Here is a 25,361-nt window from a genome sequence, read left to right on the forward strand (position 1 = left end):
TAAGGAGAAGATAATGAAGATATTACAGATTTTAGCCCATCCAGATTATGATAATAAAAATAGAATTTCAAATCTATTAGCAGAATTAGGAGAAGAAGAGTTAAGGAAAAAATATAATAATATTACAACATTAAATCTATATGATCCTAAATGTTATATTCCTGTAATGGACAAACATATGTTTAATTATGATGATAAAGAATTAACTAAGCAGGAAGAAGCTGATAAGACAAGACAAGAAGAACTACTTAATATTTGGAAAAAGTCTGATTGTGTATTTATTTATATGCCATTGCATAATTTTAATGTTGTTTCAAAGTTTAAAGATTTCATAGATAATATTGTTATTGTTAATGAAACATTTAAGTGTGAAATAGAAACAATGGTAGGTTTGGATAATACAAATAAACAAGTTACTTTTGTTATAACTAGCGGTGGAGAATTTGATAGCCATATTCAATATGTAAATTTAGACTTTGCTGTTCAGTATGTTAGGGGAGTCTTTAGTGTAATAGGAATTGATAAAGTTAAAATTATTCGTTCTCAAGGATTAGACTTAGTTCATAATGATAAACAAGCAATAGTAGAAAATACAAAAGAAGAACTAATAAAGCATATTAACTCATTATAAAAATAAAAAAAGTGATCAAGTACGTAACTTGTTCACTTTTTTACTGAATATCAAACTCAAGTTGTTTTTCACGAGAAGAAATAATCTTAAATTGACCATTAGTCAGGTTTGCAATCCACGTTTCAAAATTATTATAGTCTTCCTGCATTACATATATTGTATATATAAGTTTATCAGTATAATCAATATTATTAACAATAAAATTAGTTTTATCTATTTCATATTCTATTTTTCCGTTTAAACTATAATCTATTTCTAACTTTATTTCAAAAGCATCTTTTCTTTCGACTAATGTAGCATTCTTTAATGCATTAATAACTCCACCGCCATAAGCACGTACTAGCCCACCTGTTCCTAATTTTGTACCACCATAATAACGTATCACAGTAGCACAGACATTTTTTATATTATTTTTAACAAGGACATCAAGCATAGGTGCTCCTGCTGTACCACTAGGTTCACCATCATCATTTGCTCTAGTTATTTCATTATTGTCTCCTATAACATAACAAGAACAAACATGAGTCGCATCGTAGTGTTTCTTCTTCATTTTTTGTATAAAGTCTCGAGCTTCTTCTTCGCTATTAATTCTAATAAGATGAGTAATAAAAGTAGATTTTTTTTCTACAAATTCATCATAAGAATCTTCTTTAATTGTAATAAAATTCTTTGCCATATACTCTCCTTAAAAATTTGAAAATTTAACATGTATTAATAATTATTATATAGGTTATGGAAAAAGTCAATAAGTAAGTAAACTTAACTAGGAGAAAAAGAAAAAGAACTTAGAGAAATTTTATCTCTAAGTTCTTGTTTTTTAATTATTTTTATTGTTGTTATCATTACCGTCTGGTCTATTTTCATTACTTACTGTTGGATCATTATTTAGATCTGATTCAGAGAGTCTATCAGGAAGATTAGTTAGTTGATCATCTGAATCAAAGTGAACTAATGAAGATAAGCCATACTGACGTCTAGGAAGTAGATTTTTAATCTTATATTCTTTTTCTAAGATTTGAATATGATTTTGATAGTAAATATTCAGTAAGTCAGTAGCTTTAGGTAATTCTAAATCTAAGTTATTTCGTAAAGCAGATGACGTATAAAGTAGAGAGCTTGGTTTTGGATAATAATAGTATACGCCGTTATGCATTACATTGTAACCATCTATTCTATGAGAAACAATTTTCATATCGTTGTTGATAAACATTTTAATCGCAGAAGCGATTTGTGTTGAAGTAAGGTTGTGTTCTGTATTATCTCCAGCTATATTTATAACTTCATTAATTTTAGTTAGTGCATTTAAACTTTTAGCTTTATCAATTAATGCATGAATAGCTTGTAGTTGTCGTTGACCTCGCTCAATATCGCTATCATAATATCTACTACGTACGAAAGCAAGCGCCTGTTCTCCGTTAAGTGTATGCCAACCTTTAGTTAATTTAATAGTATTCATTTCTCCATTAGCATTTTGTTCATCCATATCAAATGGAACATAAAGATCAATTCCACCAAAAGAATCAACAGCTTGTTCAAAGGCTTTGAAATTAATTAATACATAGAAGTTTATAGGTGTATCAAGTAAGTTTTCTACTGCATTAACAGTACCTTTTACATCGTTATAAGAGTGAGCATGAGTAATTTTGTCAAAGAAATATGCACTATTATCACCTTCATCTTCTTTTTTACGCATTAACGTAAGTGAGTCACGAGGGATACTTACCATGTCCATACGATTTTTTTGTTTGTTAACTGTAGCAAGAATCATTGAATCGGTTCTACTATTTTCTCTTGTCTGTCCTTCAGCTGCACGTGAATCATTTTCATCAATACCTAGCATAAGAATAGAAAACTTATTGAAGTTTGGATCAACTTCTGCAAGATAATCTACTTTTTTATAGCCTTTATTAGTAGAGTTGTTGAAATTATATATTGTATATAATGCAAATGCTCCTGTTGCTAATAAAATTATAGTAATTATAGAAATAATTATAGGTTTTAATTTTCCTTTTTTCTTTCTTTGTTGTTCTTGTTCTTGTCTCTTTCTATCTCTTCGTGATATTCTTTCATCCATTTTTGAAATAACCTCTTTAATAATTTACATTTGATTTTCTTATTATACTACAATTTATTCTGTATTACCATAAAAAATTTAATTTTAAGGGAAAATCTTTGATAAAATTTAGTCTATATATTAAAATAAAAGTAGTAATATTGATATATAGGAGCTTATTATGCCAGAATTACCTGAGGTTGAAAATATAAAACTAGGTTTAGAAGATAGTTTAAAAAATAAAAAAATTTTAAGTGTTACTTTTTCGAATACAGTGAAAGAAGGACATGATTTAAATAAAATGCCAATAGTTAAACAAAGTCTTATTGATTTTTCGAATAATGTAGTAGGTAAAAAAATTAAAGAATTGTCTAGAAGAGGTAAGTATTTATACTTGGCTTTGAATAAAGGATATATTATTACGCATTTTGGTATGACAGGAGCATTTTTCTTGGTAAATGACATAGCTGAAATTACAAATGAAAATTATTATAAACATAGACATGTAATATTTGAATTAGATACTAACGAAAAGCTAGTTTTTAGCGATATTAGACGCTTTGGTGAATTAAGGTATGTTGAAAAAATTGGTGAATTCAAACCATTTGTGAATTTAGCCCCAGAACCATTTGAAAAAAAAGCTAAACAGTATTTTTTAGATAAATTATTAGAGAAAAAATATAAAGATCAATCTATTAAGGCACTATTATTAGATGGAAATGTATTTTGTGGATGTGGAAATATATATGACTGTGAAGTTCTATATAGAAAAAGAATTCATCCACTAACTAAACCTTGTGAATTGACACTAAAGGAAAAAGAAGATTTATTTGATGAGTTAGTTTTTATATTAGAATGGGCTATAAAGGAGGGAGGCTCTACTATATCTGATTATGTACATGCTGATGGAGGCGAAGGTAATATGCAGAATTTCCATCAAATATATGGTAAGAAGAAATGTCCACTTGGACATGATGTTGAAAATATTAATATCAAAGGCAGATCGAGTCATTATTGTCCAGTTTGTCAAAAAAGAAATTAATAAACGAAAGGGGATTGTATGGAGAATACAATAGAATTTTCGAAAAAATACATAAGTATTATAATAGGATCGCTTATTTTTGCAGCAGGATTAGAATTTTTCCTAATTCCAAATAATATATTGGATGGAGGAGTAATAGGTGTATCAATTATTGCTCGTCATTACATTGGATTGCCGCTAGGGGTGTTTATATTTCTATTTAATATTCCATTTTTATTTTTAGGTTATAAACAGATAGGGAGAGGATTTTCAGTAGCTTCAGTATTTGGAATTATCGTACTATCTGTAGCTACTTCATATTTACATAAGTTTCCTCCGTTAATAACAGACCCATTTTTAGCGTGTGTCTTTGGGGGAATAATACTTGGAATTGGAGTAGGGCTTGTTATTAGAAATGGTGGTACTTTGGATGGTAGTGAGATGTTCTCAATATATGCTACAAAAAAATTACCTATATCAGTAGGTGAGATGGTATTAGGAATAAATGTAATAATATTTATTGCTTCTGGCTTTGTTTTCTCATGGGAAGCAGCACTATATTCGATGATCAGTTATTTCATTGCATCAAAAGTAATGGATATTGTAATTGAAGGGCTTAATGACTCTAAATCGGTAATGATTATAAGTAGTAATTACCAAGTTATAAGTCAAGAAATTCAAGATAGACTAGGACGTGGAGTTACACTTCTTCATGGAGAAGGTGGTTACACAGGACATGAAACAAAAATTATATTTTGTGTAATTACTCGTATAGAGGAGTCTAAGCTTAAGAAAATTGTCTTTAAAAATGATAGAGGTGCATTCTTATCTATCGGTACAGTTAGTGAAGTAAGTGGTGGTAACTTTAAGAAAAAAGATATTCACTAATAAAAAATCTCGTAGACTATATGTATTCTACGAGATTTTTTATTTTTAGTTGAGACTGTTTAAAAAGCTTGGGTTTCTTCTTAGCGATATTAAAAAAATAAGCAAAAATAGATTAAATATGATATAATATACTGATGGAAATTTTAAAGGATAAAAAGATGAAGATAAAAGAGATTATAGTAGTAGAGGGAAGAGACGATACAAATAGAGTGAAGGAAGCTATTGATTGTGATACTTTTGAAACTAATGGTTCTGCTCTTACTAAGAAGAAAATAGAAAGATTAATTTTCTTGGAGAAAACACGTGGATTAATAGTATTAACTGATCCTGATTACGCAGGTAAAAGGATTAGAAATATTATAGAAAAAAATATACCAACAGCTAAACATGCTTATATTTCTAATAAAAAAGCAGTGGATAGCAAAGGAAAAATAGGAATTGAAGCAGCGAGTAAAGAGGATATAATTGCTGCAATAAAAAATCATTATACACCTATGGATGAAGTCAAAAATGATATTACAAATGAATTATTAATAGAGTTAGGTTTAGTAGGTGGTGCTACATCAAAAATATTAAGAGAGCAGTTATGTGAAAGAATCAATATAGGATATACCAATGCTAAGCAACTCTTAAATAAGTTGAATATGTATAATATATCTAAAGATAGATTAATTAATGAAATGAAAAAAATAAGTAAAGGACAAAAATAATGATAGGAACACCAAAGAAAACTTTTGAGATTCTAAAGAAACATGGTTTTACATTTAAAAAGAGTTTAGGACAAAATTTCTTAATAGATGCAAATATATTAAATAGGATAGTAGATGGTGCAGGAATTAACGATAAGGTTGGAGTAATTGAAATTGGTCCAGGTATAGGTTCGTTAACAGAAGCTGTAGCCAAAAGAGCAAAAAGAGTAATTTCGTTTGAAATAGATGGAAGATTATTACCGATTTTATCTGAGACACTAGCTGATTATTCAAATGTAGAAATAATAAACAACGATATTTTAAAAGTAGATGTTGATAAAATAATTGAAGAGAAGATGTCTGACTGTGAGAAAATTATGGTAGTTGCGAATTTACCATACTATATTACTACACCAATATTAACTCATTTAATTGAAAATACTAAAAGAATAGATGGATATGTAGTAATGATGCAGCGTGAAGTAGCTAATAGATTAAATGCAAAAGTAGGAACAAAAGACTATAATTCATTGACAATACTTTTAAACTACTATACAAATGTGGAATATTTATTTACAGTACCTAAAAAAGTATTTGTGCCAGCACCTAATGTAGAAAGTGCGGTAGTTAAAATAATGACAAAAGATGAAAAAGAGTTTGAAGCAGATAGTAAATTCTTTAAATTTGTTCGTTCTTGCTTTGTTCAACGTAGAAAAACATTGTTGAATAATTTAATTTCAAGTTACGGTAAGGATAAAAAACAAGATCTTCAGAATTCTTGTTTAGATAGTGAAATAGATTCGACAAGAAGAAGTGAAACTCTATCTTTAAGAGAATTTTATAATTTATATAATAATTTGAAAAATAATGATTTGATTTAAAGGAATTTTTTATGGAAGAAGTTAAAGAAATTATTACTAGTTTTAGAAAAAAGAGAGATTGGAATAAATATGACAGTGAAAGTAATTTAGCAAAAAGTATAATTATTGAAGCAGCTGAACTACTAGAACATTTTCAATGGAACGAAAATGATTTTAATAAGAAAGAAGTAAGTTATGAAATAGCAGATATACTAATATACTCATTAGCCATGTGCTATCATATGGATATTGATCCAAAAGAATTAATAAAAGAAAAATTAGAAGATGTAGCGAAACGCTATCCAGAAGAAAAATAAAAGTACAAAGGAAATTACCTTTGTACTTTTCGTTTTTATTAATTTAAGGCTTTAGCATCTTTTCCTTTGTAGAAAATAGCGTATAGAATGGCTACTCCTACAGTTAGTACTGCGCAAAGTACATAAATACCACTGTATGATAAGAATGAATGAACAGTACCTAATGCATAAGGACCAAAACCAAGACCTAAGTCTAATCCAATAAAGTAAGTTGAAAGTGCAATACTTACTTTAGAAGGTTCAACAAGTTTTAAACACACAGCTTGTCCATTTGACATAAATGTTCCGTAACCAAGACCGATTAATGCACCAGATAATAATAGCATAAAGCTAGTAGTAGTATAACTTAGTGTTAATAATCCAATTGCAAGAAAAATAAAACTTGGATACATAACGGCATTTTCTCCTTTTGCATCAAAAATTTGTCCTGCAAATGGTCTAGTGAAAGTTATGATTAAGGCATATACTACAAAGAAGAATGCTCCTGCAGTAGAAAGTCCTAAGTTATCTGCATATATTGATAAGAATCCAAGTACACTTGAGTAAGATAGACCGATAAGGAATGCTACAATAGAAATAAATAATACTTTATATTCTATGAAAGTATTTAATGACCAGCTATTAAGTAATTTTTTGTGATCATCAGTTAGTTCAATATTTTGAACAGGGAATAAATAACAAGCTACAGTTACTAATACTGATAAAACAATTGCAAGAATGATTACTGATTTAAAACCAACAATTGGTAATAATAATATCCCAATAAATGGACCTATTGCAGCTGCTAAACTTGTGCTTAGACCATAATAGTTAATTCCTTCACCGTTGCGTGATTTTGGAATATATGCTGTTACAATAGCGTTAGCCGCTGTAGAAATAGTACCGTATGCAAATCCATTAAGGAATCTAACAGTATCTAAAATAATAATATTAGTTGAAATAAGGTAAGCAATTGTAGTTATTAAATAAATAATAGCACCAAATCGTAACATTTGTTTGCGTCCGATTAGTTCCAATTTTTTACCGATATAAAGACGGGCAATTAGTGTACCAATAATATAAATACCTGCAGCAAATCCGGCTTGAGCTGGACTAGCACCAAGTTCTGATGTTGCGAATTTAGCGGTAATTACTACGAAACAGTAATATATTAAAAATACAATAAAGTTAATTGTTGTTATTGTTATAAAGCCTGTGTTGAATAATTTTTCTTTTTGAATATTTATCTGACTATCCATTAAAGTTCTCCTAGTTAAAATATAGTTTAAAAATCACATAATATCTATAATACTCCTATGAAAATAGTTTTGCAATAGGGAAAAATTTTCAAAAATGATAGATATTAAATTTTATTTACATGATTTAGATTAAAAAATAGTACTAATTATAAAGCTTGATAAATCAACGATTTTGTTCTGGTTTTAGATGAGTAATACACCTTATATGCCAAGTTATGCAAATGAAAACGAATTATTTTCAATAATATTAATATAGTAGCAAGAGCATATTTAAGAAAGTATATTGTTCAAAAAATTCATATAAAATCTAATTAATATATTTTTAAAAAAAAATTTATAAAAAAAATAATATGAATTGAATAAATAGATAAAACAAGATATTTAAATAAAGTGATTTAGAATTTTCAGAATTTTTTTAATTAAATTCAATAAATATATTGACAATAAAAAAAACTGTTGTTATAATGTAGTCAAGAATTAAAAGTAAGGAAAAAAAAGATTAATGAAACTGTATCGTGTTGACATATTACAACTAAATATTCGTTGGCAAAGCCACTAGATACAGAGTCGATCTTGTTTCTTTATTATAAAGCATAGATACGACTCTCAGTGAGAAGTTAGTATCTATGTGGATTATTTGTGATGATATAATTAAGACCACATAGAGTTATCTAGGTGGTTTTTTGTTTTATATTTTATAGGATGTAAAGACCACTAGATAGTAACTAGTGGTCTTTTTATATGGATACGCTTCTTAAAAATATAAAATTTTATTATTAACAAAAAAGGAGATAGGAAAATGAAATTAAATAAAATTTTTATAGCATTCGCATTATTATTAGTTTGTGTTTTAGGTTATGGAGTATATTCAAGCAATAAAGGAGAAGATACTAATAAAACACAAAATAAAGAGGTAAAAGTAGGAGTTCTTCAATTATTAAGTCATCCAGCATTAGATCAGATTTATAAAGGTTTAGAGGATGGACTTGCTAAAGAAGGATATAAAGTAGGAGAAAACTTAAAAATAGATCTTCAAAATGCTCAAGGTGACCAAAGTAACCTAGCGAGTATGGGGCAAAAGTTAGTTACTGATAACAATGATATATTAGTAGGTATAACAACACCAGCAACTTTATCATTATCAAACGCAACAAAAGATAAACCTATTATAATGGCAGGTATTACTTATCCAGTTGAGGCAGGACTTATAAAATCAGAAGATAAACCTGGAAATAATATTACTGGTGTAAGTGATAGAACTCCAATAAAACAACAATTAGAAATTATGAAAAAAGTATTACCTAAAATGAAAAAAGTGGGTATCTTATATACAGCAAGTGAGGATAATTCAGTAAAACAAGCACAAGAAGCTGAAAAACTAGCTAAAGAATTGGGATTAGAAGTTAAAGTATCTAGTATTGCAAATACAAATGATATTCAACAAGTAACAGAAAGCCTTGCTTCAGAAACAGATGCGATTTTCGTACCAATCGATAATACAATAGCAAGTGCAATGTCAACAGTTGTAAAAGTTACTGATGCTAAAAAAATTCCAGTATTCCCTTCAGCAGATACAATGGTAGCAGATGGTGGGGTATTAGGAATTGGTGTTGACCAATATCAAATAGGTGTTGAAACAGCAAAAGTTGTAGCAAAAGTATTAAAAGGTGAAGATACTAAAAATATGCCAATAGTACTTGCTAATGAGGGTGTTATCTACTTAAACGAAGCTAAAGCAAAACAATTAGGAATAGAAATTCCAAATGAAGTTAAAGAAAAAGCAAAAGTTGTAGATAAAAAATAGTTAATTTGTTATGATATTTGGAGAGTAAGTTTTTTGAAGAACTTTCTCTCCAAAATAATTAGGTATTAAGAGTCAATATTACAAAATTTTTTAAATAAGTATTAAAGAGGTAGAGGATGGATTTAATTATTTCAGCGATTTCTCAAGGTATGCTTTGGGGAATATTGTCGCTTGGATTATTTATAAGTTTTAGAGTTTTAAATATAGCTGATATGACAACTGAAGGAGCGTACCCTTTAGGGGCAGCAGTTTGTGTTATTTGTATTCATAATGGTATTAATCCGATAATAGCTACGTTGATTTCAATATTAGCAGGTATGATTGCAGGATTAGTAACAGGTTTTTTAATTACAGTGTGTAAAATACCAAGTTTATTAGCAGGGATTTTGACAATGACTGCTTTACTATCAGTAAATTTAAGAATAATGGGTAGACCAAATTTAAGTTTAATAAATAAAGAGACTATCTTTAGTAAATTACAGAATTTAAATCTACCAACTCATTATGATACAGTTCTTGTAGGATTTATTCTATCATGTCTTATAATTGGGGCAATGTCATTATTTTTTGCAACAGAATTAGGACAAAGTTTAATAGCTACAGGTGATAATGAGAAAATGGCAACAGCATTAGGAATATCTACAAAAACAATGACTATTTTAGGGCTTATGCTTGCAAATGGAATTATTTCTCTAGCTGGAGCAATTCTTGCACAAAACAATGGATATTCTGATGTAAATAGTGGTATTGGAGTTATTGTAGTTGCTCTTGCAGCGATTATAATTGGTGAAGTTGTGTTTAAGGATGTTAGCTTTACAACGCGATTAGCGTGTGTAATATTTGGTGCAATTATATATAGATTATTACTTGTAGGGGTATTAAAATTAAATATTATAGGAGCTAATGATTTTAAATTAGTTTCTGCCTTAGTTATTGCACTATTCCTTACATTACCACAGTTAAAATTAAAAGCTAAGAGAAAGGATGTATAGAGATGTCATTTATAAAAATAAATAAAATAGATAAAACGTTCTTTCCTGGTACAATAAGAGAGCAACATGCTCTAAAAAATATAAGTTTAGAAATAAAAGATGGAGACTTTATTACTATTTTAGGTGGGAATGGAGCAGGGAAATCAACATTTTTAAATGCTATTGCAGGTTCTTTCTCAGTCGACTCTGGTGAAATTCTTATCGAAGGTAAGGATGTAAGTAATATTGTTGAACATAAAAGGGCAGCATTTATTAGTAGAGTATTCCAAAATCCTTTAGATGGAACAGCTCCTCGTATGACGGTTGCTCAAAATATGTCATTGGCTCTTAGACGTGGTAAAACCAGAGGTTTTAAAATAGGAACTACTAAAGAAGATAGAAAGTTATTTAAAGAATTATTATCAACATTAGACTTAGGTCTAGAAGATAGATTAGATAGTGAAATGGGATTATTATCTGGTGGACAACGTCAAGCTATAGCACTTCTAATGGCGACAATGACAACGCCAAAACTTTTGCTTCTAGATGAGCATACGGCTGCATTAGATCCAAAAACTCAGAAGAAAATAATGGAATTAACTAGAGAAAAGATTGAAGAAAAAAATTTAACAGCTCTTATGATTACTCATAATATTCAAGATGCTGTAAAATATGGAAATAGAATAATAGTACTTCATAGAGGAGAGTTAGTTCGAGACATAGGGAAAGAAGAAAAAGAAAAACTAGATGCAAAAGCACTATACGAATTATTATATAACTTAGAAGAAAATGAATAATTATACTAAAACTGATTTCAAAAATATGGAATCAGTTTTATTCATCTTATATTCATAATAATCATGTACAGTAGTAATTGAATATATGTAGTTTAATATATGTATATTTAAAGATTATATATTTAATGTAAATTGTTAGCTATGATAGAGTTAGATAAGTATTGTTTTACATTTTAACGTTAATTAAGTAAAATATAGTTGAAATTCAAGTGAGGAGAATGTTATGAAAATACTTGTTGTGGAAGATGAACGTGATTTAAATAGAATAATTACAAAACACTTAAAGAAAAATAACTATAGTGTTGATAGTTGTTTTGATGGACAAGAAGCATTAGATTTTATTAGTTATAGTGAATATGATTTGATTATTACTGATATTATGATGCCAAATGTTAATGGTTATGAATTTATAGATAAACTTCGTGCAAATAAAAATAATACACCGGTAATTATGCTTACTGCAAAAGATACATTGGAAGATAAGATAGTAGGACTTGATAGTGGTGCTGACGACTATATAGTTAAGCCGTTTGAATTTGAAGAATTACTGGCTAGAATTAGGGTTTTAATGAGAAGAAATTATGGGCTAGCAACAAATATTATTCAAATAGAAGAAGTTACTTTAGATATAGCAAAAAAACAAGTTGTAAAAAGTGGTGAAATTATCGACTTGACAGGGAAAGAATATGAAGTGCTGGAATACTTAATGAAGAATAAAGGTAGTATATTAAGTCGTGACCAAATCCTTAATCATGTATGGGATTATGAATATGTGGGAGCTTCTAACATAGTTGATGTAATTATAAAAAACATTAGAAAAAAACTAGATAGAGGAGAAGGAAATACAATTATTTATACAAAAAGGGGGTTAGGATATTTTGTTAAATAAAATAAAAAGAATAAAGTTTTACCCACATAAAAAAGTGTCATTAACTTTTAAAATTACTTTATGGTATACAACATTTATTGTGTTACTAATTGGCTCGCTTGTGGCAGGTGCATTTTTTGTAGGAGATAATGTTATTGAAAAAAATAGTAAGAAAAAGCTAATTGAAGAAGTAACAGAAATAGCAAATGGTTCGGATAGCTTTACAGCCTATGAGGATGGAATTACCTTGTCTGTATATGATAAAGATGGGAATTTGATTGCAGGTACTGTTCCAAAAAAATTTAAAGTTAATGATTTTAGTATAGGAGTCGCTACAGAATATAAAGATACAAGTAATAATAGATATATATATTATGATTTAGAATCAAGTTCAAATAAATTAGGAAACGGGAAATATGTTAGAGGTGTAGTACAAGTTTCTAAAAATATTACAGGATGGATTTTACCACTTATTATCATTCTAGGGAGTTTAATTGTGATAGTTATAATTATGTATGGAGGTTATTTAATTATTAAAAATTCTTTAAAACCTGTAAGAGATATGACAGAAACAGCAGCGACAATAGCTACTAGCAATGATTTAAGTAAAAGAATAAATATTGATAAAGGATCTGATGAGATTCATAAACTAGGTTCAGTATTTAATGAAATGTTAGATTCATTAGAAAAATCTTCAAAAAGAGAGCGTCAATTTAGTTCGGATGTTTCTCATGAACTTAGAACACCAATTTCAGTTATTATGGCAGAAAGTGAATATGGTAAAAAACATACAGACTCTTTAGAAGAAGCAAAAGAATCTTTTGAGGTTATTGATAGGCAAAGTAAGAGAATGACAGTTATGATAAACCAAATTCTGGAGTTAGCAAGATTAGATAGTAAAATTGAAATAACTAAGGAAGAAATTTTATTTTCAGATAAACTTAAGAAGACACTTAAAGATTATGAAATACTATTTAATAATAAGAATATTAAATTAACACAAGATATTGAAGATAACATTAAGGTATTTGGAAATGAGATATTGATAATGAGAATGATAGATAATTTATTATCTAATGCTTTAAAATATGCTAAATCAGAGGTAAATATAGTTTTGGCAAAGAAAAATAGTATAATTCTTGAGGTTGCTGATGACGGTATTGGTATAAGTGATGAGGAAAAAGTTAATATTTGGAATAGATTTTATAAAGTAGATAAATCAAGGACTACAACTGAAGATAATTCTTCAGGATTAGGTTTATCAATCACCAAAAAAATTATAGATTTACACAATTGGAAAATAGGGGTACTTGACAATAATCCTAATGGAGCAAAATTTGTGGTAAATTTATAAAAATTAGAGGACATACAAAATATGATGTATGTCTTTTTTTTTTTTTTTTACAAAAAAAATAGAATCTTCATTTTATATTCATAATACATAGATATAATAAAAATACAAATAAAAGATGTGGACTTTTATTTTACATTAGCCAATAAAATAAATAAATAATACAAAAGAATGGAGAGAAATAAAAATGGTAAACAAAATTAATAACAATGAAATTGAAACAACTGAAGGTGTAGATACAGAAAATACAAGCTATACAGAAAATGAATTTAAGGAAGAATCGCAGAAAAATAGAAGGAGATTCTTAAAACCAATTATCATCGGAGCATTATCTACTTTAGTGGTTGGAGGAGCAGGAGTCTACGCTTACGATAAGTATGAAACTACACAAAAAGCAAAAATAGAAGAAGCTTATTCTAAAATTAAGATGAATGTTGGTACACAAACGAATTCTGAAAATAATAATAACACTGATGAAAGTAATTCAAATTCAAATGTTACTCAACAAAATCTACAAGATATGAAATCACAAGAGGATATTCGTAAAATAATTTCAGAAGCAATATCAACGTCTGAACAAGATATTAATTTTACTAAAGTTAGACCTAAGTATAAAGATGACCATTCTTATAAAAACAATGGATCATCGTTATATATTTATGATGTAGAAGCACGAGCTAACGGTCTTGAATATGATATAAAAGTTGATGCAGTTACTGGTAAAATTTTAAAAGTAGAAATAGATAATTAGAATAATAGACCTAAAACTTAATGTTTTAGGTCTATTTATTTTATCCTAGATACTGTCCAATTAGTATTCCTATATAAGTACCTATAATATAACCTAGAGTTCCAACTAACATACTTGGAGCTACTAGTTTTTGCCATCCTTTAGAAATGGCCATAGCAGCTGCTGTGGTTGGACCACCAATATTTGCATTTGATGCAAGAATAGCTTCTTCTAAGGTGAAACCAAATATTTTTGCCGCAATAAATGTTACAAGCATATTAATTAATACCATAATTCCACAAAACAGAAGTAATAAAGGTGACTTCTCAATAATTGCTTCTATAGAAGCTGGAATTCCTATAACAACAAAGAAAATGTATATTAAGAATGTACCTATTTCGTTTGCTCCGTTAAATGAATTAAAATATTTTGGAAATATTGATGCAAATCCAACAGTTAATGTAGTTACTAGTAAGTATTTATTTGAAATAAATGTAATTAAAGATGAGTCTCCTAAATTGCCTATATATTTAGAAAGGGTAAAACTAATTGCTACAATAACTACAGCTGTAGCAAAAGTAAATGCAATATCAGTAACACCTACTGTGGCTTTTGAAGAACTACTTTGCTCTTTGATTTCTACGTCATTAGAATATGAAGTCTTAAAATACTTTTTAAAGAAAGTTATGTTAGGAATTAATATTAATACGAAGAAATATAATACCATAAGTAAATTATCGCTGACTGTTGCAGCAGATATTAAATCTCCAGGGACTTCAAATGCAGAAGAGACTGCAACAAAATTCACGCCACCGCCTATATAAGATCCTGTCATCATTCCAGCTATTTTGTTTAAAACTGGTATAAAGTTATGTAATGCTAAGTAACCTATGGCAGCACCTATGATTGTTCCAACAGAACTTATAAGGAAAATAATAGTCATCCTTCCACTATCTTGCCAAATTTTTCTTAGGTCACATTGGAAGAGAAGCATGGCAACAGCTATAGGAACAACATATCCCCAAATACTATCATAAACCGGTGATTCAAGTGGGATAACTTTAAGATTACTAAGTGTTGCAGCTATTACAAGTCCAATTATGGCCCCGCTAACTTTAGCCGCCCACTTATATTTTCCTTCTAAATAAATACTAAGTGTAGCTATAAAAATGATAATAGCCCAAAGAGCCCATATATTGTCTTTATCTATCATAAATTTATTCTCCCCATATATTATTTTTAATTATAATTATATCAAAAAATGAGAAAAAAAAAAAGATTTAGTAATAGTTTTCAATTATTACTAAATCTTTTATAATTATTTATTTTTTCTACCATTATATATATAGTATCCAAATAGGATAGCTAATATAATATATATATTAAAATTAGGATTGTTAACATAAAAAATAGTGGCACTATATGAAGTTCTCATTAATATTCCTTGTATAATTTGTGGACTAAATAATAGAAAAAATACAAACGAGCTTTTAATTTTTCTAGCAAAAAATATTAATAATCCGAGTAATAAAACTAATAAAATAACCGCAAGATATCTATTGATTATAATATTGAAAATTACAGGGAACTTAATAAAATCAAAGTAAATCATTGCCGCAATAAGCAAGACAATAATAGTGATAATTGTATTTTTCGTTTGAATTGATAATTTACTTTTTGTAGTATAAAAGTAAATATAATGTAAGTAAGAACACCCATAAACTAATAATGCTAATACAGCAGCTTCCATTATGTTTAAATAGGCAAATGGATTGGCTAGTATTGGCGAGAAGTAAAATAAAACATAAATAAGTGTTGCTACAAAGTTATTTCTTTTTAGTATTGTCATATAAAACCTCCGAACTTCTATGTAAATAGACCAGATATTAAATATGAGATAAATGAAAATACAACAATTATTATTATGACAACTATAGCGCTTGTATTAAATATTAACAATAGTGGTAATGAAATTATGATACTTAATATAGGTGTATAGATTTTTCTTTCGCAAAAATATGATATTAATAAGGTAATAGCAAAAGAAGAAAAAGTATACATTAATATTAAAGTAAATCCTGCTTTATCACTGGCACCATTATAATATTTTATAAATAATAAGGGTATAAGATAGTACAGTCCAATTGATAACGCAAAATTGTAAAATAAAGTTCTTTTGTCCATAATTTAACTCCAAAATGTTATTTTACATATAATTGTAATATTTTATTTATTTCAAGTCTAGTAATTTGTATAAGATAATATAATAATATTTTTTTGAAAGTATAATAGCGTTTTAATTTACACTTGTGAAAATCTTATAATTAGAGTAAAATAATTATAATAATACAATAAAAGGAGAGAATAAAATAATGGCAAAAGTTCATGTATTTGATCATCCGTTGATTCAACATAAATTATCATTTATAAGGGATAAAAAGACTGGATCTAAAGATTTTAGACAGCTAACTAATGAAGTAGGCTCACTTATGGCTTACGAAATTACTAGAGATTTACCTTTAGAAGATGTAGTAGTTGAAACACCGATTCAAAAAACAACTTGTAAGAGATTAGCAGGGAAGAAAGTTGTGTTTGTTCCAATTTTACGTGCTGGACTAGGAATGGTAGATGGATTAATGAATTTAATACCTTCAGCAAGAGTTGGACACGTTGGATTATATCGTGATCCAGAAACACTTCAACCACATGAGTACTTTGTAAAAATACCAAGTAATCCAGAAGAACGTTTATTCATTGTAGTAGATCCGATGTTAGCAACTGGTGGATCAGCGATTTCCGCTATAGATTCATTAAAACAAAGAGGTGTTAGTGACATTAAATTTATGTGTTTAATAGCAGCTCCAGAAGGGGTTGAAGCATTACACACTGCCCACCCAGATGTTGAAATATTTATTGCAGGTTTAGATGAAAAACTTAATGACCACGGTTACATCGTGCCTGGATTAGGGGATGCCGGCGACAGAATATTTGGAACTAAGTAAAAAATAAAAATATTTTCAAAAAGTTGTATAAAATTTAAGAAATAACTAGTAAATTGAAAAAAAAAGTAATATAATTATTATATATTTCTTATAATTTATGAAAATAAACATTTTTGAAATATAGTAATAATAATTTCCAAGCGAAAAGAGGTGAGGGGAATATATGGAAGAGCATACTTACCTTATTACCAAATTATTTGGTTATGATATTACAGTCAATATTCCTAGTGTAATAACAACCTTATTAACAGTTATTTTAACCTTTATATTTGTAATGTTTTTAACTAGCAGAGTAAAGTTAAGACCAGATAGCAAGCGTCAAAATGCTGCAGAGCTACTAGCTGTTTTTGTTAGTGATAATGTTATTAAAGGTAATGTGGACTGGAAAAAATATGGTAAAGGTTTATGGGCAACTGCTTTAACATTAATTACATTTATAGCTGTTGCAAATACCATAGGGGTGCTAATTGAGGTGAGCTATGATGGAGTTATATATGTTAACTCTATTACTGCAGATCCAACATTTACGTTTACAATGGCTGTTTTAGTTATTGTGTTTACCCATTATGCTGGACTTAAGTATAAAGGGCCAAAGCATTATGTAGGAACTTATACATCATCAGGTATAGGTATTACACCATTTAAAATTATTGAAGAGTTTACAAACTTAATGACTTTTTCAATGCGTTTATACGGTAATATCTATGCAGGTGAAATATTATTAGCACTATTAGCTACACTTACAACAGCAGGGTTCTTTGGTGCAATAGCTGGAATGGCAGGTTTAGTAGTATGGAAAGGATTCTCGCTATTTATTGGATTTATCCAAGCATACATCTTTACTGTATTAACATTCATTTATTTATCACATAAAATTAGTGATGAACATTAATTTAAAAAACGCACTAAAAGTGCAAAAATCTAATAATTAATAAAATTCATTTATTATCCAAGGAGGAAAATATAATTATGGTAGAATTAATTGGAGCAGGATTAGCAGCAGGATTAGCAGCAGTTGGTGCTGGTATCGGTAACGGATTTTTATTCGGTAAATTTATAGAAGGTGTATCTCGCCAACCAGAATTAGAGTCAAGATTAAAATCAAATGCTTTCGTATTATTCGCACTTGTAGAAGCGGTACCTATCTTAGCAATAGTTATCTCATTCATCATTTTAGCAAAATAGTTAATTTTAGTATTAAAATAAAATAACTAAGAAGAATAGGAGCAGTTAGTAAATGGAAAATTTAGTATTTTTAGCTACTGAACACTCTTCTCATCAAGGTTTTAATCTAGGAAATATGGCTATTAACATTGTAGCTGTATTAATCTTATTAGTATTACTGAAAAAATTTGCTTGGGACAAACTTATTGATATGTTAGATGAGCGTCAAAAATTAGTTGAAGGTCAACTAGATGATGCTGCTAAAAATCAAAAAGAAGCGTTGAATTTACTTGAAGAAAATCAGGAAAAATTAAGAAATGCGCAACAAGAAATCAAAGTTATGATGGAAGATGCTCGTGAACAATCTAAGGTTGAAAAACAAGCTATTCTTGAAGAAGCGCGTAAACAAGCAGAACAATTAAAAGTAAATGCTCAAAGAGATATTGAGGATGAGAAGAAAAGAGCACTTGAAGAAATCAATAAACAAATTGCTGATTTATCTGTGCTTGTAGCTTCGAAAATTTTAGAAAAAGAATTAGATGGCTCAACACAAAGTGAATATGTTGATAAAGTCATTAAAGAGGTAGGGGTGAAATAATGAGTAAATCAGTATTAGCTAATAAAATTGGATATTCATTATTTGAAGTTGCAAAAGAAAATAATTCTTTGAAAGAAGTTTCATATGAATTAAATGAAGTTGCAAAAGTAATAAATGAAAATTCGGATTTTGTTACATTGATGAACAACCCTAATATAGAAAGAATAAAAAAAATCAATTTGATAGATGCTTCATTTGTTGGTGTGAATAAACACATAATAAATGTAGTAAAAATTTTAGCAGATAATCTGCAAATCTCATTAATAAATTTTGTCTTAGAACAATTTGATGAATTGTATAGTAGATATTCAAATAGCGTTGTTGTTAAAGTTGAATCAGCTTCGCCATTAACTGAAATTCAGTTAGAAAATCTAAAAGAGAAACTTAAGAATGAGTTAGAATTAGATAAAGTAGAAATTAATAATTTAGTTGATGAAAGTCTTATAGGTGGCTTAAAAATAACTTATAATAATAAAGTTGTTGATGCTAGTATTAAGGCTAGATTAAATGCTTTGAAATCAAAAATTTCTGCTGTCTAAAAGAAGTTGAAACAAGGAGGGACATAAATGGCTATTAAAGCTGAAGAGATTAGTGCATTACTAAAATCACAAATAGAAAATTATCAGTTTGAAGTTAAGTCAACAGATGTCGGATCAGTTATAGAAGTAGGGGACGGTATAGCACGTGTATACGGTCTAAATGAAATAATGAGTGGTGAACTAGTAGAGTTCACTAAGACTGGAGTTATGGGACTTGCTCAAAACCTTGAAGATACAAATGTTGGTATTGTAATTTTAGGGCCAACTACTGATATTAAAGAAGGAGATGAAGTTCGTCGTACTGGACGTGTTATGGACGTTCCTGTTGGTGAAGAGCTAATTGGACGTGTAGTTGACCCATTAGGTCAACCAGTTGATGGACGTGGACCAATAAATATTACAAAACGTCGTCCTATTGAATCACCAGCAGTTGGTGTTATGGGACGTAAATCGGTATCTGTTCCTTTCCAAACAGGCATTAAAGCGATTGATGCATTAGTACCAATCGGACGTGGACAACGTGAGCTTATCATTGGAGATAGACAAACAGGGAAAACTGCTGTTGCTATTGACTCGATATTAGCACAAAAAGGACAAGATGTTATCTGTATCTATGTTGCAATAGGTCAAAAAGAATCTACTGTACGTAGTGTTGTAGAAACTCTTAAAGAACATGGTGCATTAGATTATACAATCGTAGTTACAGCTGCGGCATCTCAACCAGCACCACTTCTTTACATTGCACCTTATGCAGGGGTAGCAATGGCAGAAGAGTTTATGTTTAATGGTAAAGATGTAGTTATTGTTTATGATGATTTATCAAAACAAGCTGCTGCATATCGTGAATTATCATTATTATTAAAACGACCACCAGGTCGTGAAGCATATCCAGGGGACGTATTCTATCTACATAGTCGTCTTCTAGAACGTGCTGCTCGAGTAAATGAAGATTTTGGTGGAGGAAGTATTACTGCTCTTCCATTCGTAGAAACTCAAGCTGGAGATATTTCAGCATATATTCCTACAAACGTAATTTCAATTACAGATGGACAAATCTTCTTACAATCTGATTTATTCTTCTCTGGTATTAGACCAGCTATTAACGCTGGACTTTCAGTATCTAGGGTTGGTGGATCAGCGCAAATTAAAGCGATGAAAAAAGTTTCAGGTACATTACGTCTTGACTTAGCATCTTATCGTGAATTAGAAAGTTTTGCTCAGTTCGGTTCTGACTTAGATCCTGCAACTCGTGAAAAACTTGAACGTGGTAAACGTACAGTTGAAGTATTAAAACAAGACTTACATAAACCACTACCTGTAGAAAAACAAGTTATGATTCTTTATGCTTTAACTCATGGGTATTTAGATGATGTTGAAGTTAAAGATATTCATAGATTTGAACAAGAACTATATGCTTATTTAGATGCTCATGAAACAGAAGCAGTTAAACATATAGTAGAAACTAAAGACTTACCAGATGAAAAAGTAATGAATGAAGCAATTGAAGCTTTCAAAAAAACTTTTTCTTAGAATCCAAAAGTAGAGAAAAGGTGGTGAACTAATTGGCGTCACTTAGAGATATTAAAAACAAAATCAATTCTACAAAGAAAACTAGTCATATAACTAAAGCGATGGAGATGGTATCAACATCAAAATTGTTAAAAGCACAAACTAACACTCAGAAATTTTATCCATACATGAATAAAATGCAAGAAGTTATGGGGACAATTTTCGGAGGTAATGCGAATATAAAACACCCAATGTTAGAAAAAAGAGAAGCTAAGAAAACTCTTTATGTAGTAATCACTAGTGATAGTGGATTGTGTGGTGGATTCAATTCTAATATAATTAGAAATTTTGTCAACACAGTAAATGAAAGACATACTGAAGGTGATTATGGTATTGTTGCAATAGGTAACTATGGGGCAGAATTCTTTAGAAAAAATGGCTATAATGTAATTGATAGTTTTAGAGATATACCAGATGAGCCAAGTTTCACACAGGTTAAAGAGATTACTAATAAGGTAGTAGGTTACTTTATTGATAAAGAATACGATAAAATTTATTTACACTACAATCACTTTGTTAGTATGATTCAACAAGTTGTTACAGAAAGCCAAGTTCTTCCTATAGAAGACACTAATCAATTTAAGGATTCTAACAATAAAGTAACAGGTGCTTACGAATTTGAACCTGGTGAAACAGCGGTATTAGATGTCTTGCTACCACAATATGCTGAAAGTATGATTTATGGAAGTATATTGGATAGTAAAGCTAGTGAACATTCTGCAAGAAAAACAGCGATGAAAAATTCGACTGATAATGCAGGTAATATTATTGATACACTTACGATTAAATATAATCGTGCAAGACAAGCTGCTATTACTCAAGAAATTACAGAAATTGTAAGTGGAGCAGCAGCGGCAAAATAGTAAATAAGAAAGGAGAAGCTATTAAGTTAGCAAACAACATATGAATAAAGGTTATATTCTCCAAGTTATGGGACCTGTAGTAGACGTAAAATTCGAATCAGGGCATATGCCTAATCTATTAAATGCACTTGAAGTATTTGTAGATAAAGGTGATGGAAAAAAAGAAAAATTAGTACTTGAAGTTTCTTTAGAAATTGGTGATAACGTTGTAAGAACAATTGCAATGTCATCAACTGATGGATTAAATAGAGGAGCTGAGGTAGTAGATACAGGAGCTCCAATTTCTGTTCCTGTAGGAAATTATACATTAGGACGTGTGTTTAACGTGCTAGGAGAAGCAGTAGACCACGGTGAAGAACCTGGAGCAGAAGTACAAAAAGAGTCAATTCATAAAGAAGCTCCAACATTTGAACAATTATCTACACACGTTGAAGTATTAGAAACAGGTATTAAAGTTATTGACTTACTTGCTCCATATATTAAAGGTGGTAAAATCGGTCTATTCGGTGGTGCCGGAGTTGGTAAAACGGTTCTTATCCAAGAACTTATCAATAACGTTGCTCAACAACACGGTGGACTTTCAGTATTCACTGGAGTAGGAGAGCGTACTCGTGAAGGTAATGACTTATACTATGAAATGAAAGATTCAGGAGTTATAAACAAAACTGCCATGGTTTTCGGACAAATGAATGAGCCACCTGGTGCACGTATGCGTGTTGCATTAACAGGATTAACAATGGCAGAATACTTCCGTGATGAAGAAGGACAAGACGTTCTTTTATTCATCGATAACATCTTCCGTTTTACACAAGCAGGATCTGAGGTTTCTGCGTTATTAGGACGTATGCCATCAGCCGTTGGTTACCAACCAACTCTTGCTACAGAGATGGGACGTTTACAAGAACGTATTACATCTACTAAAAAAGGATCTGTTACATCTATCCAAGCGATTTATGTACCTGCCGATGACTATACTGATCCGGCACCAGCTACAACGTTCGCTCACTTAGATGCTACAACAAACCTTGAACGTGCGTTAACAGAGATGGGTATCTACCCAGCGGTTGACCCACTAGCTTCTACATCAAGAGCTTTAGCTCCTGAAATCGTAGGAGAAGAACACTACCAAGTTGCGACAAGAATTCAAAGAACTCTTCAAAAATATCGTGAATTACAAGATATCATTGCTATCTTAGGTATGGATGAACTTAGTGATGAAGATAAGAAAACAGTTGATAGAGCACGTCGTGTTCAATTCTTCTTATCACAAAACTTCCACGTTGCTGAACAGTTTACAGGGCAACCAGGATCATATGTACCTGTTTCTGAATCAGTTCAAGCATTTAAAGGTATCTTAGATGGTAAATATGATAATATTCCTGAAGACTGCTTCCGTCTTGTAGGTGGAATTGAAGATGTATTAGAAAAAGCTCGTAAACTAGGAGTAGAAGTATAATACAACAGGAGGTAAATAAATGAATACTTTAAATGTAAGTATTGTTACTCCTAATGGAGAAGCTTACAGAGCTGAGGAAGCTTCTATGGTTGTATTAGGGACTACAAGTGGACAAGTAGGGATAATGGCTAACCATGTTCCTATGGTTGCTTCATTAAAAATTGGTCCATTAAAAGTGGTTTTTCCTGATGGAAAAGAAGAAATATTAGCAGTAAGCGAAGGTTTCGTAGAAACACATAAAGATAAAATAACTGTAATTGTCCAAACGGCTGAATTGGACAAAGATATAGATGTAGAGCGTGCAAAACGTGCTAAAGAGAGAGCAGAGAAAAGAATTGCTGAAAATCAAGAAGGTTTAGATGTTCGTCGAGCTCAACTTGCACTTGCGAAGGCTCTTACTCGTATAAAAGTTGCAGAAAATTAATTTTAAAAGATATACGTTAGATAATCATTTAATGTATATCTTTTTTTACTTTCATAATATTTGAAAATCTTTTAAAAATATAGTAAAATTATTTAATTAATACATAAAAGAAAGAGGTTAAATTAAACCATATGGATCTCAGTATCTTAATTAAAATTACAGTAATAATATTATTATTAGCAGCATCAGCGGTGTTTGTAATGTTCGAATTTGCATTAGTAAAGTTACGACCTACAAGAATTAAAGAAATAGCTGAGGATGGAAATAAAACGGCTAAAATACTCCTAAAAATGGTTGATCAATTAGATCACTATTTATCAGCCACACAATTAGGTATTACTATTGTGTCTTTAGGACTAGGTTGGCTTGGTGAATCAACATTTCATGCATTGTTCAATCCTATATTTGAAGTGTTTAAGTTAAATGAAACATTAACTCATACTATCTCATTAGTTGTTTCGTTTGGATTTATGACGTTACTTCATGTTGTATTAGGTGAATTAGTACCTAAAACAATAGCGATTCAGTCTGCAGAAAAAACTTGTTTTAAAGTTGCTTGGCCAATGTATTGGTTTGATAAAGTAATGCGTCCACTAGTATGGATATTAAATTCATTAGCAAATATAATTGCAAAATTATTTGGATTTGAACCTGCATCTGAACATGATGATATACACAGTGAGCAAGAACTTAGAACTATTATGAAGTTATCTCGTGCTCACGGACAAATCAATGATATAGAGTATCGTTATGTAGAAAGAGTATTTGAGTTTGATAATAAAATAGCAAAAGAAATAATGACACCAAGAACAGAAGTGGAAGCTATTGACCTGAGCGACTCATTAGGAATCATAACGAGACAAATGAAGCAAGAAGAATATACACGTTATCCAGTTATTGAGAATGGAGATAAAGACCAAATAATAGGGATATTAAATGTAAAAAAATTATTATTTACAGATAAAAAAATTGAATCAACAGAAGATTTAGAGGAATATATAACACCAGCTATTAAGGTGTTCGAACATACTCCAATCTCACAAGTATTAGCTATTATTAAACAAAATCGTGAACATATGATTGTTATTACAGATGAGTATGGTGGAACAAGTGGAGTAGTTACACTTGAAGATATAGTAGAGGAACTAACTGGGGAAATTCGTGATGAGTTTGATGAAGATGAACAAAGTTTAGTTAAAAAACTAAAAAATGGTCATTACCTAGTAGATGGCTGGGTTCCTATCCAAGATGTAAATGCACTATTTAAAGTGCAATTGCCGCATGAGGAAGTCGATACAATAGGTGCATATGTTTATATGCAAAAATATGAGGCTAAAGTCGGAGCTGTATATTCAATAGATAAATTAACTTTTGTTGTTAGAAAAGTTGAAGAACACCAAATCAGAACGTTAGAGGTTTGGAAAGAAAAATAATAAAGAAACGATTGGAAATTTTCAATCGTTTCTTTTTTTCGTTATTTTTATTTTATATTTACACAGAAATATCCGGTATTAGTTAAATTAATAAA

The 25,361-nt window shown here is 29.7% G+C and carries 27 protein-coding genes; 22 read left to right on the forward strand and 5 right to left on the reverse strand.

The window, feature by feature from the left end; all coding sequences use genetic code 11:
• Positions 1 to 13 precede the first annotated feature (13 nt).
• Entirely contained in the window at positions 14 to 631 is a 618-nt protein-coding gene (locus T369_RS0104040; protein ID WP_031552083.1) for an NAD(P)H-dependent oxidoreductase, read from the forward strand.
• 40 nt (positions 632 to 671) lie between these two features.
• Here the strand turns inward: T369_RS0104040 and T369_RS0104045 are convergent, their stop codons facing one another.
• Both T369_RS0104045 and T369_RS0104050 read right to left on the reverse strand, forming a co-directional pair.
• On the reverse strand, positions 672 to 1,307 hold the full coding sequence (locus T369_RS0104045) for a YigZ family protein (protein ID WP_031552086.1): 636 nt from the start codon (positions 1,305 to 1,307) through the stop codon (positions 672 to 674).
• Between the two features lie 141 nt (positions 1,308 to 1,448).
• The gene (locus T369_RS0104050; protein ID WP_031552089.1) at positions 1,449 to 2,705 is read right to left on the reverse strand and encodes an LCP family protein; all 1,257 of its coding nucleotides are present in this window, start codon (positions 2,703 to 2,705) and stop codon (positions 1,449 to 1,451) included.
• Between the two features lie 160 nt (positions 2,706 to 2,865).
• On the opposite strand from T369_RS0104050, the gene mutM reads away from it, so the two are divergent.
• From mutM to T369_RS0104075, 5 genes are all read left to right on the forward strand, one after another.
• Entirely contained in the window at positions 2,866 to 3,726 is an 861-nt protein-coding gene (gene mutM / locus T369_RS0104055; protein WP_031552092.1) for a bifunctional DNA-formamidopyrimidine glycosylase/DNA-(apurinic or apyrimidinic site) lyase, read from the forward strand.
• Between the two features lie 18 nt (positions 3,727 to 3,744).
• Complete coding sequence (locus tag T369_RS0104060) at positions 3,745 to 4,593, forward strand: YitT family protein (RefSeq protein WP_006363514.1); 849 nt, start codon at positions 3,745 to 3,747, stop codon at positions 4,591 to 4,593.
• Between the two features lie 158 nt (positions 4,594 to 4,751).
• Positions 4,752 to 5,303 carry a ribonuclease M5 gene (rnmV, locus tag T369_RS0104065; RefSeq protein WP_006363513.1) on the forward strand — a complete coding sequence of 184 codons (552 nt, stop codon included), beginning with the start codon at positions 4,752 to 4,754 and terminating at the stop codon, positions 5,301 to 5,303.
• Complete coding sequence (gene rsmA / locus T369_RS0104070) at positions 5,303 to 6,163, forward strand: 16S rRNA (adenine(1518)-N(6)/adenine(1519)-N(6))-dimethyltransferase RsmA (protein WP_031552096.1); 861 nt, start codon at positions 5,303 to 5,305, stop codon at positions 6,161 to 6,163. Before rnmV ends, rsmA begins: the two co-directional genes overlap by 1 nt.
• 11 nt (positions 6,164 to 6,174) lie before the next feature.
• Positions 6,175 to 6,459, forward strand: coding sequence for a nucleotide pyrophosphohydrolase (locus tag T369_RS0104075; protein ID WP_031552097.1), 285 nt, complete (start codon positions 6,175 to 6,177; stop codon positions 6,457 to 6,459).
• Positions 6,460 to 6,497: 38 nt separating this feature from the next.
• Here T369_RS0104075 and T369_RS0104080 read toward each other — a convergent pair whose 3' ends face one another.
• Complete coding sequence (locus T369_RS0104080) at positions 6,498 to 7,697, reverse strand: MFS transporter (RefSeq protein WP_031552098.1); 1,200 nt, start codon at positions 7,695 to 7,697, stop codon at positions 6,498 to 6,500.
• Positions 7,698 to 8,496: 799 nt separating this feature from the next.
• Between T369_RS0104080 and trpX the strand changes: the two genes are divergently transcribed.
• From trpX to T369_RS0104110, 6 genes are all read left to right on the forward strand, one after another.
• The gene (gene trpX / locus T369_RS0104085; RefSeq protein WP_031552099.1) at positions 8,497 to 9,501 is read left to right on the forward strand and encodes a tryptophan ABC transporter substrate-binding protein; all 1,005 of its coding nucleotides are present in this window, start codon (positions 8,497 to 8,499) and stop codon (positions 9,499 to 9,501) included.
• Positions 9,502 to 9,617: 116 nt separating this feature from the next.
• Positions 9,618 to 10,493, forward strand: coding sequence for an ABC transporter permease (locus tag T369_RS0104090; RefSeq protein ID WP_006363508.1), 876 nt, complete (start codon positions 9,618 to 9,620; stop codon positions 10,491 to 10,493).
• Positions 10,494 to 10,495: 2 nt separating this feature from the next.
• Positions 10,496 to 11,269, forward strand: coding sequence for an ABC transporter ATP-binding protein (locus T369_RS0104095; protein ID WP_006363507.1), 774 nt, complete (start codon positions 10,496 to 10,498; stop codon positions 11,267 to 11,269).
• Between the two features lie 223 nt (positions 11,270 to 11,492).
• The gene (locus tag T369_RS0104100) at positions 11,493 to 12,158 is read left to right on the forward strand and encodes a response regulator transcription factor (RefSeq protein WP_031552100.1); all 666 of its coding nucleotides are present in this window, start codon (positions 11,493 to 11,495) and stop codon (positions 12,156 to 12,158) included.
• Positions 12,148 to 13,491, forward strand: a complete 1,344-nt coding sequence (locus T369_RS0104105) for a HAMP domain-containing sensor histidine kinase (RefSeq protein ID WP_031552102.1) — start codon at positions 12,148 to 12,150, stop codon at positions 13,489 to 13,491. The genes T369_RS0104100 and T369_RS0104105 overlap by 11 nt, the downstream gene beginning before the upstream one ends.
• Positions 13,492 to 13,675: 184 nt before the next feature.
• Positions 13,676 to 14,239, forward strand: a complete 564-nt coding sequence (locus T369_RS0104110; protein ID WP_031552104.1) for a PepSY domain-containing protein — start codon at positions 13,676 to 13,678, stop codon at positions 14,237 to 14,239.
• Between the two features lie 40 nt (positions 14,240 to 14,279).
• Here the strand turns inward: T369_RS0104110 and T369_RS0104115 are convergent, their stop codons facing one another.
• A complete protein-coding gene (locus T369_RS0104115; RefSeq protein ID WP_031552107.1) occupies positions 14,280 to 15,431 on the reverse strand; it encodes a DUF819 family protein in 1,152 nt (383 codons plus the stop codon).
• Between the two features lie 105 nt (positions 15,432 to 15,536).
• Positions 15,537 to 16,067, reverse strand: coding sequence for a hypothetical protein (locus T369_RS0104120; RefSeq protein ID WP_006363502.1), 531 nt, complete (start codon positions 16,065 to 16,067; stop codon positions 15,537 to 15,539).
• A gap of 523 nt (positions 16,068 to 16,590) precedes the next feature.
• Here T369_RS0104120 and upp point away from each other — a divergent pair.
• The 10 genes from upp to T369_RS0104170 all read left to right on the forward strand — a co-directional run bounded on the left by upp (position 16,591) and on the right by T369_RS0104170 (position 25,266).
• Positions 16,591 to 17,220, forward strand: coding sequence for a uracil phosphoribosyltransferase (gene upp, locus T369_RS0104125; protein WP_031552110.1), 630 nt, complete (start codon positions 16,591 to 16,593; stop codon positions 17,218 to 17,220).
• Between the two features lie 163 nt (positions 17,221 to 17,383).
• Positions 17,384 to 18,112 (forward strand): F0F1 ATP synthase subunit A, encoded by a 729-nt coding sequence (gene atpB / locus T369_RS0104130; RefSeq protein WP_006363498.1) that lies wholly within the window; start codon positions 17,384 to 17,386, stop codon positions 18,110 to 18,112.
• Between the two features lie 77 nt (positions 18,113 to 18,189).
• Positions 18,190 to 18,405 carry a F0F1 ATP synthase subunit C gene (gene atpE, locus T369_RS0104135; protein ID WP_006363497.1) on the forward strand — a complete coding sequence of 72 codons (216 nt, stop codon included), beginning with the start codon at positions 18,190 to 18,192 and terminating at the stop codon, positions 18,403 to 18,405.
• 52 nt (positions 18,406 to 18,457) lie between these two features.
• Entirely contained in the window at positions 18,458 to 18,982 is a 525-nt protein-coding gene (atpF, locus tag T369_RS0104140) for a F0F1 ATP synthase subunit B (protein WP_006363496.1), read from the forward strand.
• Positions 18,982 to 19,521 carry an ATP synthase F1 subunit delta gene (atpH, locus tag T369_RS0104145; RefSeq protein ID WP_006363495.1) on the forward strand — a complete coding sequence of 180 codons (540 nt, stop codon included), beginning with the start codon at positions 18,982 to 18,984 and terminating at the stop codon, positions 19,519 to 19,521. The genes atpF and atpH overlap by 1 nt, the downstream gene beginning before the upstream one ends.
• A gap of 27 nt (positions 19,522 to 19,548) precedes the next feature.
• Entirely contained in the window at positions 19,549 to 21,051 is a 1,503-nt protein-coding gene (gene atpA / locus T369_RS0104150) for a F0F1 ATP synthase subunit alpha (RefSeq protein ID WP_031552113.1), read from the forward strand.
• A 32-nt stretch (positions 21,052 to 21,083) separates the two neighbouring features.
• Complete coding sequence (gene atpG / locus T369_RS0104155; protein WP_031552116.1) at positions 21,084 to 21,953, forward strand: ATP synthase F1 subunit gamma; 870 nt, start codon at positions 21,084 to 21,086, stop codon at positions 21,951 to 21,953.
• A gap of 40 nt (positions 21,954 to 21,993) precedes the next feature.
• Entirely contained in the window at positions 21,994 to 23,409 is a 1,416-nt protein-coding gene (gene atpD, locus T369_RS0104160; protein WP_031552119.1) for a F0F1 ATP synthase subunit beta, read from the forward strand.
• A 19-nt stretch (positions 23,410 to 23,428) separates the two neighbouring features.
• Positions 23,429 to 23,833: a F0F1 ATP synthase subunit epsilon gene (locus T369_RS0104165; RefSeq protein WP_031552121.1), complete on the forward strand. Its 405-nt coding sequence runs from the start codon at positions 23,429 to 23,431 to the stop codon at positions 23,831 to 23,833.
• A gap of 131 nt (positions 23,834 to 23,964) precedes the next feature.
• Positions 23,965 to 25,266, forward strand: a complete 1,302-nt coding sequence (locus T369_RS0104170) for a hemolysin family protein (RefSeq protein ID WP_031552124.1) — start codon at positions 23,965 to 23,967, stop codon at positions 25,264 to 25,266.
• The last annotated feature ends 95 nt before the right edge of the window (positions 25,267 to 25,361 follow it).

This window comes from Gemella sanguinis ATCC 700632, from assembly GCF_000701685.1.
GTDB classification, from domain to species: domain Bacteria; phylum Bacillota; class Bacilli; order Staphylococcales; family Gemellaceae; genus Gemella; species Gemella sanguinis.

Excerpts from the sequence above, each read along its gene's own strand:
- T369_RS0104040 (WP_031552083.1), top strand. The coding sequence starts at position 14 with ATGAAGATATTACAGATTTTAGCCCATCCAGATTATGATAATAAAAAT.
- T369_RS0104045 (WP_031552086.1), bottom strand. The coding sequence starts at position 1,307 with ATGGCAAAGAATTTTATTACAATTAAAGAAGATTCTTATGATGAATTT.
- T369_RS0104050 (WP_031552089.1), bottom strand. The coding sequence starts at position 2,705 with ATGGATGAAAGAATATCACGAAGAGATAGAAAGAGACAAGAACAAGAA.
- mutM (WP_031552092.1), top strand. The coding sequence starts at position 2,866 with ATGCCAGAATTACCTGAGGTTGAAAATATAAAACTAGGTTTAGAAGAT.
- T369_RS0104060 (WP_006363514.1), top strand. The coding sequence starts at position 3,745 with ATGGAGAATACAATAGAATTTTCGAAAAAATACATAAGTATTATAATA.
- rnmV (WP_006363513.1), top strand. The coding sequence starts at position 4,752 with ATGAAGATAAAAGAGATTATAGTAGTAGAGGGAAGAGACGATACAAAT.
- rsmA (WP_031552096.1), top strand. The coding sequence starts at position 5,303 with ATGATAGGAACACCAAAGAAAACTTTTGAGATTCTAAAGAAACATGGT.
- T369_RS0104075 (WP_031552097.1), top strand. The coding sequence starts at position 6,175 with ATGGAAGAAGTTAAAGAAATTATTACTAGTTTTAGAAAAAAGAGAGAT.
- T369_RS0104080 (WP_031552098.1), bottom strand. The coding sequence starts at position 7,697 with ATGGATAGTCAGATAAATATTCAAAAAGAAAAATTATTCAACACAGGC.
- trpX (WP_031552099.1), top strand. The coding sequence starts at position 8,497 with ATGAAATTAAATAAAATTTTTATAGCATTCGCATTATTATTAGTTTGT.
- T369_RS0104090 (WP_006363508.1), top strand. The coding sequence starts at position 9,618 with ATGGATTTAATTATTTCAGCGATTTCTCAAGGTATGCTTTGGGGAATA.
- T369_RS0104095 (WP_006363507.1), top strand. The coding sequence starts at position 10,496 with ATGTCATTTATAAAAATAAATAAAATAGATAAAACGTTCTTTCCTGGT.
- T369_RS0104100 (WP_031552100.1), top strand. The coding sequence starts at position 11,493 with ATGAAAATACTTGTTGTGGAAGATGAACGTGATTTAAATAGAATAATT.
- T369_RS0104110 (WP_031552104.1), top strand. The coding sequence starts at position 13,676 with ATGGTAAACAAAATTAATAACAATGAAATTGAAACAACTGAAGGTGTA.
- T369_RS0104115 (WP_031552107.1), bottom strand. The coding sequence starts at position 15,431 with ATGATAGATAAAGACAATATATGGGCTCTTTGGGCTATTATCATTTTT.
- T369_RS0104120 (WP_006363502.1), bottom strand. The coding sequence starts at position 16,067 with ATGACAATACTAAAAAGAAATAACTTTGTAGCAACACTTATTTATGTT.
- upp (WP_031552110.1), top strand. The coding sequence starts at position 16,591 with ATGGCAAAAGTTCATGTATTTGATCATCCGTTGATTCAACATAAATTA.
- atpB (WP_006363498.1), top strand. The coding sequence starts at position 17,384 with ATGGAAGAGCATACTTACCTTATTACCAAATTATTTGGTTATGATATT.
- atpE (WP_006363497.1), top strand. The coding sequence starts at position 18,190 with ATGGTAGAATTAATTGGAGCAGGATTAGCAGCAGGATTAGCAGCAGTT.
- atpF (WP_006363496.1), top strand. The coding sequence starts at position 18,458 with ATGGAAAATTTAGTATTTTTAGCTACTGAACACTCTTCTCATCAAGGT.
- atpH (WP_006363495.1), top strand. The coding sequence starts at position 18,982 with ATGAGTAAATCAGTATTAGCTAATAAAATTGGATATTCATTATTTGAA.
- atpA (WP_031552113.1), top strand. The coding sequence starts at position 19,549 with ATGGCTATTAAAGCTGAAGAGATTAGTGCATTACTAAAATCACAAATA.
- atpD (WP_031552119.1), top strand. The coding sequence starts at position 21,994 with ATGAATAAAGGTTATATTCTCCAAGTTATGGGACCTGTAGTAGACGTA.
- T369_RS0104165 (WP_031552121.1), top strand. The coding sequence starts at position 23,429 with ATGAATACTTTAAATGTAAGTATTGTTACTCCTAATGGAGAAGCTTAC.
- T369_RS0104170 (WP_031552124.1), top strand. The coding sequence starts at position 23,965 with ATGGATCTCAGTATCTTAATTAAAATTACAGTAATAATATTATTATTA.